The organism is Marinobacter sp. PE14 (assembly GCF_053566155.1).
Genome location: NZ_JBQXNY010000002.1, coordinates 570,717 through 584,732, shown reverse-complemented (window position 1 = coordinate 584,732; position 14,016 = coordinate 570,717). Strand labels below are relative to the sequence as shown.

10 protein-coding genes are annotated in these 14,016 nt (G+C 56.1%); 3 read left to right on the top strand and 7 right to left on the bottom strand.

Translation table 11 applies throughout. From position 1 onward, the window contains the following. Nucleotides 1–85 precede the first annotated feature (85 nt). On the bottom strand, nt 86–1,357 hold the full coding sequence (gene urtA / locus ACWJ62_RS08535; protein ID WP_449285794.1) for an urea ABC transporter substrate-binding protein: 1,272 nt from the start codon (nt 1,355–1,357) through the stop codon (nt 86–88). A gap of 297 nt (nt 1,358–1,654) precedes the next feature. Here urtA and ACWJ62_RS08530 point away from each other — a divergent pair, with 297 nt between their 5' ends. From ACWJ62_RS08530 to ACWJ62_RS08520, 3 genes are all read left to right on the top strand, one after another. Next, the gene (locus ACWJ62_RS08530) at nt 1,655–5,038 is read left to right on the top strand and encodes a hybrid sensor histidine kinase/response regulator (protein WP_449285793.1); all 3,384 of its coding nucleotides are present in this window, start codon (nt 1,655–1,657) and stop codon (nt 5,036–5,038) included. Next, nucleotides 5,025–5,930, top strand: a complete 906-nt coding sequence (locus tag ACWJ62_RS08525; protein WP_449285792.1) for a response regulator — start codon at nt 5,025–5,027, stop codon at nt 5,928–5,930. Before ACWJ62_RS08530 ends, ACWJ62_RS08525 begins: the two co-directional genes overlap by 14 nt. 108 nt (nt 5,931–6,038) lie before the next feature. Continuing rightward, a complete protein-coding gene (locus ACWJ62_RS08520; protein WP_449286163.1) occupies nt 6,039–6,725 on the top strand; it encodes a DUF3047 domain-containing protein in 687 nt (228 codons plus the stop codon). Nucleotides 6,726–6,738: 13 nt separating this feature from the next. Here the strand turns inward: ACWJ62_RS08520 and ACWJ62_RS08515 are convergent, their stop codons facing one another. From ACWJ62_RS08515 to ACWJ62_RS08490, 6 genes are all read right to left on the bottom strand, one after another. Then, nucleotides 6,739–7,575 carry a substrate-binding periplasmic protein gene (locus ACWJ62_RS08515; RefSeq protein WP_449285791.1) on the bottom strand — a complete coding sequence of 279 codons (837 nt, stop codon included), beginning with the start codon at nt 7,573–7,575 and terminating at the stop codon, nt 6,739–6,741. Between the two features lie 91 nt (nt 7,576–7,666). Then, complete coding sequence (gene nhaB / locus ACWJ62_RS08510) at nt 7,667–9,172, bottom strand: sodium/proton antiporter NhaB (RefSeq protein ID WP_449285790.1); 1,506 nt, start codon at nt 9,170–9,172, stop codon at nt 7,667–7,669. A gap of 341 nt (nt 9,173–9,513) precedes the next feature. Then, entirely contained in the window at nt 9,514–11,667 is a 2,154-nt protein-coding gene (locus ACWJ62_RS08505) for a TonB-dependent siderophore receptor (RefSeq protein ID WP_449285789.1), read from the bottom strand. 106 nt (nt 11,668–11,773) lie between these two features. Beyond that, complete coding sequence (locus tag ACWJ62_RS08500; protein WP_449285788.1) at nt 11,774–12,733, bottom strand: helix-turn-helix transcriptional regulator; 960 nt, start codon at nt 12,731–12,733, stop codon at nt 11,774–11,776. 55 nt (nt 12,734–12,788) lie between these two features. Next, complete coding sequence (locus ACWJ62_RS08495; protein ID WP_449285787.1) at nt 12,789–13,259, bottom strand: hypothetical protein; 471 nt, start codon at nt 13,257–13,259, stop codon at nt 12,789–12,791. Nucleotides 13,260–13,358: 99 nt separating this feature from the next. Then, the gene (locus tag ACWJ62_RS08490) at nt 13,359–13,991 is read right to left on the bottom strand and encodes a hypothetical protein (RefSeq protein ID WP_449285786.1); all 633 of its coding nucleotides are present in this window, start codon (nt 13,989–13,991) and stop codon (nt 13,359–13,361) included. Between the last annotated feature and the right edge of the window lie 25 nt (nt 13,992–14,016).

Sequence of the window (14,016 nt, the reverse complement as noted above, 5' to 3'; positions counted from 1 at the left end):
TCTCCCATTCAAACCAACGTGCTTCGCGTTCTGGCAACAAAAGGCGCCGGTGCCCCCCTATCCGAGAGGCACCGGCTATCCGGTCTTACTGGTAACCTTCCGGGAAAGGATCTGGCTCCATCAGTTCTTCGGTCTCGAAGACTACTTTGTACTGGCCGTCAGTCTGAGCCTGGCCGATACGGGTCTTGGACCACAGGTGATGGTTCTCGTGGATGCGCACGTAGCCTTCTGGTGCCTTCTTGAACTCGATGCCTGCGAACTCTTCGCGGATCTTGTCGATATCGAAGGAGCCGGCTTTCTCAACCGCTGCTTTCCACAGCCATGGACCAAGGTAAGCCGCCTGGGTCACGTCGCCGATGACCATGTCATCGCCGTAAGCTTCTTTGAAGGCCGCAACAAACTCTTTGTTGTTCGGGTTATCAAGGCTCTGGAAGTACTTCATGGAGGCATAGATGCCGTCTACGTTCTCACCGCCGATACCGCGGATTTCGTCCTCGGTCACGGAGATGGTGAGCAGCAGTGGCTTCTCATCGGTGAAATCGATACCGGCGGCTTTCATCTGCTTGTAGAAGGCAACGTTGGAGCCACCAACAACAGAGGCGAAGATCACGTCCGGCTTACGCAGTTTGATCTTGTTGATCACCGAGTTGAACTGGGTGTGACCCAGCGGGTAGTACTCTTCACCCGACACCTTGAGGCCTAACTTATCTTCAATGTGCTTACGGGCGATTTTGTTGGAGGTACGCGGCCAGATGTAATCCGAGCCGAGCAGATAGAAACTTTTAGCGCCTTTGGTTTCTGCCGCCCAGTTCAGGCTGGCGAGAATCTGCTGAGTCGCTTCCTGACCGGTATAAATCACGTTAGGAGACTGCTCAAGACCCTCATAGAAGGTGGGGTAGTACAGCATGCCGTTGTACTGCTCCATCACCGGCAGGACTGCCTTCCGGGAAGCGGAAGTCCAGGCACCAAAAATGGCAGCGACGTTATCCTGACGCAGCAACTTGCGGGATTTTTCAGCGAAGGTCGGCCAGTCACTGGCGCCGTCTTCCTGAACGAATTCGATCTGGCGGCCCAGAACGCCACCGGAGGCGTTGATCTGATCAATCGCCAGCTTTTCCGCCTGCACCGAACCGATCTCACTGATGGCCATTGTGCCGGTAATGGAGTGCAGGATGCCCACTGTGACGGTGTCGTCGGTGACGGCCAGTCCTGTGGTGTTGACCTCCGCCGTGCTTGGCGTCGCCGCTTGCGCGGAAGTGGCCAGCATGACGGACGCCGCCAGTGTCATCAGGCTCTTTCGAACCCCCAGTCCCTTGCCAAACGACCGCCCGCTGGCGGTTGTATCTGTCGTACCCATGGTGAATCCTCGCAGTGTTTGAAATCCGGTACCGCGCTTCCTTCCGAAAGCACAGCGCCCACGTCAAACATTCTGCTTGGCCCCCTGGTTGGTGCCCATTCGGCAATCGCCCCAGCGCGCTACGTCATTTGACGCATTCCTGTTACAGGCGAGACAGGCTAAAAACGCAGGCATGCAAAATAAGAACATCCCTGCACCGGCCTATGGCACGGATATTGATCCGGCTTTCCTATCCGGTGCATTTCAGTTTGAAGCTGCACTAACGCGGGGCGTCCAGAAACCAAAGGCAAGGCAGTCATGGCGGCAAGACAGAATATTTTTCGGGTTCGGCGTAGCTACAACCAATGGGTAGCCAACCAGACCCTGGAAGACTATGCGCTTCGCTTTACTGCCAAGAGCGCCCGACGGTGGTCTGCGGCTCGGGTGAGCAACACCGCCCTGGGCGCTATTTCCTTCCTGGCGCTGGAAGCCATTGGCGGCTCCATTACCCTCCACTACGGGTTCGACAATGCGGTCGCCGCGATTCTCGCCGTCAGTCTCGTGATTTTTCTGACCGCCATACCCATCAGTTACTACGCGGCCCGATACGGCGTTGACATAGACCTGCTGACCCGCGGCGCCGGCTTTGGCTACATCGGCTCCACTATTACCTCCCTGATCTACGCTTCGTTCACCTTTATCTTTTTCGCCATCGAAGCGGCGATCATGGCCATGGCACTGGAAATGCTGTTTGGAATTCCTCTGGTCCTTGGCTACCTGATTTGCTCAGTGGTGATCATTCCCTTTGTGATCCATGGCATCACTGCCATCAGCCGGTTCCAGGTCTGGACCCAGCCAGTCTTCATACTCTTACAGCTCGCGCCCTTTGTTTTCATCATCTACGCCGATGCCTCTCTGGTCAGCGACTGGACTCAGTTCGAAGGGGTTAACCCGGCCAACACCGGTGGCTTCAGTATCGTCATGTTCGGGGCGGCGGCGGCGGTGGTTTTCTCGTTGATTGCCCAGATCGGTGAACAGGTGGACTTCCTGCGCTTTATCCCTGAACCCCGCAACGCGAAGGAGAAGCGGCGCTGGTGGGCGGCAGTAATGGCAGGCGGGCCCGGCTGGATTGTCATCGGAATGCTGAAAATCCTGGCAGGCTCCTTCCTCGCCGTCCTTGCCCTGAAACAGGGCGTCACAGCCTCCGAGGCGGCTGATCCGACCCAGATGTATCTGATCGCCTTCAATTACATTACCCATTCGCCCGAGGTCTCCATGGCGATGGCGGGCATCTTCGTCATTCTTTGCCAGCTCAAGATCAACGTGACCAACGCCTACGCAGGATCCATTGCCTGGTCAAACTTCTTTTCGAGGCTGACCCACAGCCACCCCGGGCGCGTGGTCTGGCTCTTTTTCAACGTTGCCATTGCCCTTCTGGTGATGGAGCTGGGCGTTTACAGGGCCCTTGAAGAAACCCTCGGCTTCTACGGCATCGTTGCGATTGCCTGGGTTGGCGCACTGGTAGCGGATCTGGTTATTAACAAGCCCCTGGGCCTGAGCCCCGCTCACATCGAATTCAAGCGTGCTCACCTTTATGACATCAATCCGGTCGGGGTTGGCGCCATGCTGACTGCCTCAGTTGTTGGCATTACCTGCCATACCGGCGTACTAGGAGACTATGCGCAGGCCCTCTCCCACTTCATCGCCATGGCCGTCGCTCTGATCATGGCGCCGTTGATTGCCTGGCAGACAGGCGGCCGCTTTTACACAGCGCGGCCATTCGTTCCTCTTGCGACCGATCACCAGCTGGTTCAATGCACCATATGCGAACATCATTTCGAACCAGAAGATGTCACCACCTGCCCCGCTTATAGTGGCACCATCTGCTCCCTCTGCTGCTCTCTGGATGCGCGGTGTGCAGATGCCTGCAAACCTGGAGCCGGCTACAAGGAGCAGCTCAATCAGTTTCTTGGAAGCATGATGCCAAAGCCCATATTGGCCAGCCTGCATTCACGAGTGGGGCATTTTCTGAGTCTGCTGATACTGATCAACGGCTTGTCCGGCGTGCTGCTGTCACTGATCTATTTCAAGACGCCGGTCGCGTCACCCGCGGAAGGCATACTCCTGTCCGTTACCCTGTGGAAAGTATTCTTTATCCTGGTCATTGTGACTGGCGTGATCTGCTGGCTGTTCGTACTCGCCCATGAAAGCCGGGTGGTGGCGGAGGAAGAGTCCCGTCGCCAGAACCGTCTGTTGATGGAAGAGATTGTCGCCCACGAACGCACTGACCAGGCCCTGCAGCAGGCAAAAGAGCACGCAGAGGCAGCAAATGGTGCGAAAAGTCGCTATTTAACCGGAATCAGCCACGAACTACGTTCACCGCTCAATGCCATCCTCGGCTACGCCCAGTTGATGGAAAACGACGAAGCCATCCCCACCCACCGCAAGGAAGCCCTGGGTGTGATTCGCCGAAGCGGTGAATACCTGGCCGACCTGATTGAGGGGCTGCTAGACATTTCCAAGATCGAAGCAGGCCGTCTGGACCTCCACCGCGACCAGGTCCGAATAGAGTTGTTGATGGGGCAGCTGGTGACCATGTTCCGGCTGCAAGCTGAGGATAAGGGCCTGGCCTTTGATTACCACTGTCCGAATCCGCTTCCGGAAATGGTCACAACAGACGAGAAGCGGCTGCGGCAGATTCTGATCAATCTGCTGTCCAACGCCATCAAATATACCGACCGAGGTGGCGTTTCCCTGACCTTGCGCTATCGCAGTCAGGTTGCGGAGTTCACGGTGCGCGATACCGGCGAGGGCATAGCCTCCGAGAATGTGGAACGCATCTTCCGGCCATTCGAGCGTATCCGGACACCGGGACAAAGCCGGGCCGGCACCGGTCTGGGTCTGACCATTACCCGCCTGCTCACCGAAGTCATGGGCGGTGACATCTCGGTAGAAAGTGAACCCGGCCAGGGCAGCGTGTTCCGGGTGAGCCTGATGCTTTCAAGCCTGCATTCTTCAACACCCCGCTCCATCTCACTCCCCGCCAAACGGATCTACGGCTATCACGGCACCCGGCGCAAGGTGCTGCTGGTAGACGACGACCTTTCCCACCGTCAGGTCATGCGCGCCATGCTTTCGCCCCTGGGCTTTGAAATCGTCGACATTGGTAATGCGCTGCAGGTACTGGAGACCGTAGAGGCCGAGCACCCCGACCTTGTGCTTCTCGACGTATCCATGCCGGGCATGAGCGGCTGGGAAGTGCTGACATTGCTGAGAGAACAAAAGCATTCCATCCCGGTCGTGATGGTCTCGGCCGACGCCAATGAGGGTCACCACGCGGCAGATTCCCCACGTTTGCATGATGGCTACATCATAAAACCGGTGCGACTGAACCTGCTACTCGACACCATTGCCGGCGTACTGGATCTGGGATGGCGTTTTAACAAGAGCGCGGATCCCCTTGCCACTATCCCTGCCCCAGAGCACGGAGCCCTACCCTTACCCGATATAGAGCACCGCCTGGCGCTGGCTGATCTGGCCCGGATCGGTCACCGAAAAGGTCTGCTTGAAGCACTCCATGCCCTGAAACACAGCGGCGATGCCACCGAACCCTTTGCGCTTGAGCTCACAAGACTCACCAACGATTTCCAGTTTGAGAAAATTCTTGAACTCCTCGAGGTAGCCGAACATGAAGCTTCATAATGACCGGAAGACTGTCGTGATGGTCGTGGATGACGCGGTCGACTCGATTCGGATGATCAACGACGCCATGGAAGAGGCTGGCATGACCGTTCTGGTTGCCCTGGAAGGCAACCAGGCTCTGACCATCAGCCAGAACATCACTCCGGATGTGGTGCTGATGGACGCGCTGATGCCCCATATGGACGGGTTCGAAACCTGCCGGAGATTGAAAGAGAACCCGGCATTCGCCGATATTCCCATCATTTTCATGACCGGGCTCAGCGACACGGAACACGTTGTAATGGGTCTCAATGCCGGTGGCGTGGATTACGTGACGAAACCCATCAACACCACAGAACTCCTGGCCAGAATGGATGTACACCTGACCAACGCCCGCATGACCCGAAGCGCTCGCAGCGCTCTGGATACCGCCGGTCAAAACCTGTTTGCGGTGGATCGAGAGGGAAACCTGCTTTGGGGAACACCGCAGGTCTGTCAGTACCTGCCCGACGCTGCACATGCCGAGTTTTCCGACGTTCGGGCTCGACTGGGGGAATGGCTGGGCCATAGCCCTGATCCGGGACACAGCATGGCGTTGGAGATCATGGGCGTTGCCCGCTCTGTCGAGTTCCTGGCCCTGGTGGATAACCGGGAATACCTGCTGCGGCTAAAGACACCACAGAACCAGAACAGCGCCACGGCCGCCTTGCGGCAACGGTTCGAACTGACCATGAGAGAATCCGACGTGTTACTGTGGATCGCCAATGGCAAGACCAATCGGGAAATTGGCCAGATACTGGATATGAGTCCACGCACCGTAAACAAACACCTTGAGCAGGTATTCCGGAAGCTGGGCGTGGAGAACCGGACGGCAGCGGCGGCCAGTGCAATCCGCTTGCTGGCGATTCAATAATCGCCTCGGGCACTTTTGCTCATAGCGTCTGTCCATCGGGGTACTATGAACCTGAAAGCGAGAAGCTGGATGAGAAAGACTGCCACATTTTTATCAGTGCTGGTTCTGATGGGCCTGTCAGGAATTTTGTTGGCACAGACACCATCCCCGCTCACACCTTTCTCGGAAATGCAGTCCCTGAATGATGGCTGGGAGCCTCTGGAATTCCCCAAGATAGATCAGCTCAGCCGCTATGAACTGACAACCGAAGACGGTCAGCAGGTCGTGCGGGCGACCACGGACGGCGGAGCGTCGGGACTGATCGCACGGGTCAGGCTGGAGCCAACCGATTCGCTGATTCTGCAATGGCGCTGGAAGGTCTCAAATGTTTTCGAAAAAGGCGATGCCCGGGAAAAGTCCGGGGACGATTACCCGGCGAGAATCTATGTGGCGTTCGAGTTCCAGCCCGAGAAGGCGGGGTTTTTCGAGCGCGCCAAACGCAAGACCGTCGAGGTGTTATTCGGTGAGTCCCTGCCGGGCAATGCCCTCAACTACATCTGGGCCAATACTCTCCCGAAGGGCGAGATTGTGCCCAACCCGTACACCGAGAAAACCATGATGATTGCCGTTAATTCCGGACCAGAACAGGTCGGCGAATGGGTCACGGTGGAGCGGGATATCATGGCCGACTATCGGGAAGCGTTTGGCGAGGAACCACCACCGGTGGTGGGTATTGCCATCATGTCGGATTCGGACAACACCGGGGAAAAGGCCACGGCCTGGTATGGTGACATCCTTCTTAACCCGGGTTCCTGAGCCCTCAACACTACTAACGGTATTGCTCGGGAAATCCAGGGATCACAAAGCTCTCTCCAAGCTTTCGTATCGGCGGTACTTCACCCTTTTCAGCCAAACGGATATAGGCATCATCGAACTCTTCCCGCAGTATCGCTGCCCGGGGATTGGCTAGCGAGAACAGCCAGGTCAGATTCCTCAAACGGATCGCCGATTCACGGATTTTCTCGTCTTTGGGCATGGTCAGGGTTTCCACAACCGGATCCCGATGGCCAAACAGGTAATGTCCACGGCCAAGCTTGAGCATTTCCAGAGCAGCCCGATAATTTGGGGCCTCCGTGACGTCAATCGAACCTTCCGCCTCCAGCCAGTACAAGAGCCCTCCATAGGTGTAGCCGCCAATCGTGATGACAGTCTTACCCTGCAGTTGATCAAAATGGATGAGTGGTTCGGTTCCCTCCAGATACCAGGCGCTAAGCTGGGTCGCAAGGGGAGTGACCCAGGTCTCGAGAACTTCACCGTTGAGAGCAGGAACGTTGGCGGAACCTGGCCATACGTCAATCCGACCGTTGCGCAGATACAGGTATACCCGACTGATGGGCAAGAAGAGAAATTCCGGTTCGTAACCCGCTTCCACAGCGATCTTCCGGGTAAGCTCTATAAAGCTGCCAGCAGCGCGGCCATCGCTGGACTGGTATGTAATGGGGGGAAACTCCACATAGGCAATGCGGAGAGTTTTGTCTGCGGATTCCGGCTCGGCAAGCGAGGCAGAAGTAAACAATAAACCTGCCAGCAATATCCAAAGCCGGACACCGATCAAATGCATGGCTTCAGACATTGAGGAAAGATGAGCTGGGCAGTTTCTGGGCATGGAATCCGTATTGTTGAAGTCTGTTTAGGCAAAGATTAACAGACCCGAACGAATCTGCACTGACACCGCGCGCAAAAATCCAAACAGAATGTCAAATATGGTTAATAACCATGTACAGACCGACTCCCCCCATCACCAACATATAGGGAAACGCCATCACTACCATCTTGCCGTAAGACAACCGAACCAGCGGCGCAATGGCAGAAGTGAGCAGGAACAGGAAAGCCGCCTGGCCATTCGGGGTCGCAACGCTGGGAAGATTGGTACCAGTGTTGATGGCAACTGCCAGCTTCTGGAAATGCTCGTAGCTGATGGCACCCGCATCCAGAGCCTGTTTCACTTCACTGATGTACACAGTCGCTACGAAGACGTTATCGCTGATCATAGAGAGCACACCATTGGCAATGAAGAACATGCCAGGCTGGCTGGCTTCAGGAAGCGACAGCACGTAGTCAATGATCGGCTTGAACAGATGCTGTTCGTGAATCACCGCAACCACCGCGAAAAACACCACCAGCAGCGAGGTAAACGGCAGGGATTCCTGGAAGGCCTTACCAATCTGGTGCTCGTCGGTAACCCCGGTAAAAGAGGTAATCAGGATGATGACCAGCAAGCCAATCAGGCCTACCTCGGCGAGATGGAAGGCCAGGCCCACCACCAAGATCGCAGCGGCTACAGCCTGTACCCAGAGCGCGGCCTGATCAGCCTTGGTACGCTTGGTCCGCTCGTTCTCCGCAAACTCTTCCAGCACCTGACGCACAGGCTTGGGTAAGCGCCCGCCGTAGCCGAACCAACGCAGCTTCTCCAGGGCCCAGCAGGTGAATAATCCGGCCGCCAATACCGGCAAACTCACTGGCGCCATGTGCAGGAAGAAACCGGCAAAGTCCCAACCCACGACTTTGGCAATCAACAGATTCTGGGGCTCGCCCACCATGGTGGCAACGCCGCCCAACGCGGTACCGATAGCACCGTGCATCAAAAGGCTGCGCAGGAACGCCCGGAAGTTCTCCAGATCTTCCCGATGCAGCTCGATCACCTCGTCATCGCTACCGGTGTTGTGATCCTTGTGCTGATAGCCCTTACCGGAGGCCACCTTGTGGTACACCGCGTAGAAACCCACCGCTACGCTGATGATCACCGCAGTAACCGTCAGTGCATCCAGGAAGGCCGAGAGAATCGCTGCCGCGCAGCAGAACAGAAGAGACAAAGCCGATTTGGAACGTACCCCCACCAGAATCTGGGTGAAAGTCACCAGCAGCAGCTCCTTCATGAAGTAGATGCCCGCCACCATGAACATCAACAACAGGATAACCGGGAAGTTGGTGAGCACTTCCAGATAGACCGCATCCGGCGTGGTCAGCCCGATCAGCAGTGCCTCCACTGCCAGCAGGCCACCCGGCAGAAGCGGGTAACACTTCAGGGCCATGGCCAGGGTAAAAATAAACTCGGCAATCAGAAGCCAGCCAGCCGTCCCGGGCCCCAGCGTCCACATGACAATCGGGTTGGCGACAAGAAACAGCAGGATCACCTGCTTGTACCAGACGGGCGCCTTGCCAAGGAAATTGTGGGTAAAGCCTGAGATTACGGTATTGGGCATTACGGAAATCTTCTGAGAAACGGGTTATTGGTATTGTGTGCCAGCAAGCCCGCATCTTCCTTGATATTTACGTACCGGGGTATGGGCCAAAGGTACAAATTGAAGACCGGATTTAGTCTTACTAACAAGAAAATGAGGAAATTGCGCTGATCAACACAGGTAACTTCGTAATATTACTTAATCAACAGGGGTCCAGCGCACGCATTTTAACCGATTTGCGTGTCTGTGAGGTCGCTTTGTGAAAAAAATACACAAATGTTCTGACGGATGGGAACGGATGGGGTTCTATTGAAAGAAATTTGTTGGAGCTGGCGCGTCCCTGCGCCAGGAGGATAATGTAATCAGAACCGGTAAGTAACCGAACCTGTGACTTCACGGCGGGTGCCGTAGGTGCCCGAGCTGTCGAAGGCCGTTGCCACGTATTTCTCGTCCAGCAGGTTCTGGGCATGCAGGCCCAGTGACACCTGGCCAATGTCGTAGGTAATAACAGCATCCACCAGGGTGACATCCGGTACTTTGAGGGCAGAATTATCCGCGTTGAATGCTGCACCAAAACTCTCGCCGATGTAACGGACGCCGGCGCCAAGACCCAGTCCATGCAGCATGCCGCCCCGGAAGCTGTATTTGCCCCACAGCGCTGCTTCATGCTCCGGGGTGTATTCCAGCGGTTCGCCTTCTTCCACCGGGTTGCTGGCCTTGGTGATCTCGGCATCGGTGTAGGTATAGCTGGCAACCACATCCAGCGCCTGGAACAGACGAGTGCGGGCTTCCATCTCAAGGCCCCGCGAGTTGGCCTCGCCCTTCTGCTCGCTGGCAAAACTGGTTGGGTTGGTGGTCAGGTAGTCTTCCCGGGTCAGGTCGAACCAGGCCAGTGTGACCAACGTGTCCGTGTTGGGCTGGTACTTCAGGCCCACCTCATATTGATGTGCGGTTTCCGGCTCGAACGGGTTGCCTGCCGCATCGGTACCTGTGGTGGGGAGAAAAGATTCCATGTAGCTCACATAGGGCGCAAGGCCATTCGCGAGCTGGTAACTGACACCGGCACGCCCGGTGAAGGCCTCGTCTTCCCGGCTAGCTGTGGCGCCGGTGAGATTATTGAGTGTCTCGGAACGGGCCACGTCATACCGGCCGCCAAGGGAAGCTGTCCAACGGTCTACCCGGATCTGATCCTGCAGGTAAACGCCGGTCTGCTTGAGTTGGCCGTTCTCGTCTTTAAACAAAGGGGCATCAGGGATAGGCGCGCCATAGACGGGATCATAGATGTCCAGGTTACTGGCGGCTCCGAAGAACTGCCGGGATGACACGTCGATATCCTGATGATCCAGGCCAACCAATACCGTGTGTTCTGCCGCCCCCGTCTGGGCGCTCAACTGCAGCTGGTTATCCATGACCAGCCCGTCAATGCGACCGAAACTGTCAAAGCGTGACCGGGTAATGGTTCTCTGATCCGCCAGCAAGCCGGTGGTGTAGATGGTCTGGTCGTCGACATCGTTGCGGTAGTCCCGGACATTCTGACGCAGCACCACCTGGTCATTGATGCGGTGTTCAAACTCGTAGCCTAAGGCGCTCTCGCGACGCTCGTAAGCGTCGTACCCCGGCTCGCCGGTGAACCGGTTGTCAGGAATCGGACCATTCGGGTTTGGCTCAAGAGTCCCCTGCAACGGGTAGCGCTGGGAGGGCTGGGTATCATCATACTGCCAGTGCGCCAGTAGCGTCAGTCGGGTGGCGTCCGTGGGTTGCCAGGTCAGGCTGGGGGCCAGGTACTTCCGGTCGTCGTTGACAAAATCCACTTGGGTTTCGCTGTCGCGAACCAGGCCAACGAGGCGAACGGCCAGGGTATCACTGTCATTCACCGCCCCACTGATATCAAACTGGCCCTGGACCAGATCGTTGGTGCCTGCCTCAACGCGCACTTCTCGACGAGTGTCGAAGGTAGGTCGCTTGGACACATAGTTAACCAACCCACCCGGGCCCGCCTGTCCGTACAGTACGGACGAGGGTCCCTTGAGCACATCAATGCGCTCGGCACCATAGGGCTCCAGGCTGTAACCGGCCGCGAAGCCGGGGTTGGCCAGTTTCAGGTTGTCACGGAACAAACCACTGGTGGCCACATCGAAGCCACGTATTCTCAGAAAGGTGGTGCGCGGTTCAAAACCAAAGGTCTCGCCACGGGCGCCAGCTGTGTAACGCAGAACTTCGCCAAGGTTGGCCGCATTCTGGTCCTGAATCTGATCCGCGGTGACCGTTGAAATGGACTGGGGTGTTTCAACCACACTGGTGGCTGTTTTTGTGCCGGTGACGGTAGCCTCTGCGGTGTAGCCATCACTCGGTGCGGTACCACTAGGTTCGGCGGCATCTGCAGAAACCTCGATTGCATCCAGCTCGGCAACATTCGCTTTCTGCGCGTACAACATCGGGCTTGCCAGAACCCCGGCTATGGCCATGGCCAAGCCTGACCGGTGAAAGTACTGGCGATTATCATGTGACAAATTCATTAATCAGCTCCAAACAAAGCGCTTTACAAGTTTTACTGTAATGCGAATTATTGTCGTTTAGATCTGAGTTTTGGTATTCGAAAGGACAAAAAATCTATGCCGAGTGCTATTTTCCCTGGGCGACCGTGCGTTGTCGGGGAGAAAACCCGAATTCCCGGCGAAACGCCGTCGAAAAGTTGGTCGCGTGAGTGTAACCCACCTTGTTCGCGCTCTGCTGAACGCTGAAGCCTTGCTCCAGATAGTGTTTTGCCAACCGAAGTCGGCATTTTCTCAGGTAGTCGAACACTGATATTCCATACATCGCCCGGAATTTCGCTCGCAGGCCGCTCGGGCTCATCGCTGCCATACGGGCAAGGTCCTTCAGGGTGTGATGATGGTCCGGGGTGAACTCCAGGTGCTGCCTCACCAGCTCAAGTCGCTGACGTTGCTGGACCGGAACCACCGGAACATTCGGCGATTCCTGCTCTTCGGCTACCAGACCCAGTCCGGCAAGCTGCAGTGCAATCCCCTCCAACACCAGGTTTTTCTGGGTGCCCGTCATCAGGAGGCTGGCATAAGTCCTCAGCAGCTCCTGGAGCGCGTGTGGCACATTCCATTGCCGCAGGGGAATTCGAGGAAGAATGGTCAGGCCATGCAAACTGGGTGAGACATGGCCTAATGTTGCACCCCGGGGATCGAAAGCGAGCGCCACAATTTCCAGATGCGGTTGCTCGGGCTGGCGGGCCCGTAACGGGTAGTCCGAATGCAGCTGCATGCTGACCGCATTACCCGGCATCAGAACATGTTCGACAGAACCGAGGGTAAGCTCAACGATGCCATCAAGGACTACCAGGACCAGCAACGGTGCGTGTCCACAGGAAACCGATTCGTAGGCCTCCAGCACTTGAAGCGAGGAAAAGGTAAACCGAAACCCCGATGCCAGACTGTGTTCGGTAATCTCACCCCTGGCCACGATACGGTCATCAGTTCTGGTGCCGCCTTGGATTGCCGGAAACCGAAATTCAATGTCGTAAGGCTGGCTGAAACGTTCGAAATCTGCCTGACTGAATGTGTGCAACCTGTCCACTCCGAGCCTATCCAAACTGGTTTGCTGGCTATGCCTCTGTTGTCCAGTTATGAGATCAGTGAAGCGTCCTCACCATGGTTACCCGTTTCCGTGGAACAAATGGTAAAGAGGGCCAGTTCAGATAGTCAGCAAAGAAGTCTGCGTGCCGCGAAGGGTCGATGAGCACGGCAACGCATTCATGGATATCGCAGCAACTTTCAGTGGGGGCTGCATGGTCCGGGTGGTGCAGGCTCTCCAGTGCCCGGAGAACCACAACATCCATACCTACCCGATCGCCGCGATCGGACAGAGCCCGGGAAACCAGGATAGCTGAGAGGGTCAGTTCAATGTGCATACAAGACTCGTGCCGCGGTCCGTGCAGGCAAGCAAGATCGAAGGCGCTGCCAGCCAGGGAGATGACATCACGCCACTGCCCCTGCTCACTGCAGGCTTGGGCATTCTCCATCCAGAAAAGCCACAGGTCTTTGCGTTCTTCCAGCGGAAGCTCGGCGAATTGCTGACGGTGATTGGGGCATAGAAATTCCATGAGGCTCTCCTTGAATGTCTCATAAATGATAATAATTATCATTATCGTAAAATTCAAGAGAACACATCATTGTTGAATGCCAGCTTGTTCCTTCAAGAACTACTGGATGATTTCGCCACCATTCAACCAAACTCCACCCTCGTGTGGCAGATACATAAAAATCGAACTTGGCAGGTTGGCTGATACAAGCTTCGAGAAGGCCAGCTCAGGCAGAATGCGGCCATCGTTGGCTTGAAGCTTTATGAAGTGGTCCATGCTCTGATCGAATTCCCAGGCTCTGCTGGTGACCAGTGGCACACCATCAGGCGGTTGCACTCCTTCGAGTCCTCCCGCGTTCACGTTGACCAAGCAGTTCGAGAGGACACGCTTATTCTCTTGCACCGTGGTCTCGCATCCGATGTCCGGTGCATCAATGCTGTAACGAGATGTGGACCGATATTGCGTTGGATCAAAGGTGGTCGACAGGTTGCTATCGTTGGTTAAAACGAGCTGCTTGAGCGTCCAACCCATTTCAGAGGCTGCTGACTTTACCGCTTCGTTGTAGTTCTGGTGGAGTTTTCTATGCGCATCCTTATCAGAGATTTCCGAAGTTATTGGTTGCCAGCCCAAGATAAAAGGTCGATCTACCTGGGGTTCAGGCAGCAACGCGAGCTTTTCGGTTGAGGAAAGACATCCTGACAAGACCGCTCCAGTCAGAACCGTCAGGATCAATCCGCGATAGTTATTTAACATACAGATATCTCATACCAGTGGATGG

Excerpts from the sequence above, each read along its gene's own strand:
- urtA (WP_449285794.1), bottom strand. The coding sequence starts at position 1,357 with ATGGGTACGACAGATACAACCGCCAGCGGGCGGTCGTTTGGCAAGGGA.
- ACWJ62_RS08530 (WP_449285793.1), top strand. The coding sequence starts at position 1,655 with ATGGCGGCAAGACAGAATATTTTTCGGGTTCGGCGTAGCTACAACCAA.
- ACWJ62_RS08525 (WP_449285792.1), top strand. The coding sequence starts at position 5,025 with ATGAAGCTTCATAATGACCGGAAGACTGTCGTGATGGTCGTGGATGAC.
- ACWJ62_RS08520 (WP_449286163.1), top strand. The coding sequence starts at position 6,039 with ATGGGCCTGTCAGGAATTTTGTTGGCACAGACACCATCCCCGCTCACA.
- ACWJ62_RS08515 (WP_449285791.1), bottom strand. The coding sequence starts at position 7,575 with ATGCCCAGAAACTGCCCAGCTCATCTTTCCTCAATGTCTGAAGCCATG.
- nhaB (WP_449285790.1), bottom strand. The coding sequence starts at position 9,172 with ATGCCCAATACCGTAATCTCAGGCTTTACCCACAATTTCCTTGGCAAG.
- ACWJ62_RS08505 (WP_449285789.1), bottom strand. The coding sequence starts at position 11,667 with ATGAATTTGTCACATGATAATCGCCAGTACTTTCACCGGTCAGGCTTG.
- ACWJ62_RS08495 (WP_449285787.1), bottom strand. The coding sequence starts at position 13,259 with ATGGAATTTCTATGCCCCAATCACCGTCAGCAATTCGCCGAGCTTCCG.
- ACWJ62_RS08490 (WP_449285786.1), bottom strand. The coding sequence starts at position 13,991 with ATGTTAAATAACTATCGCGGATTGATCCTGACGGTTCTGACTGGAGCG.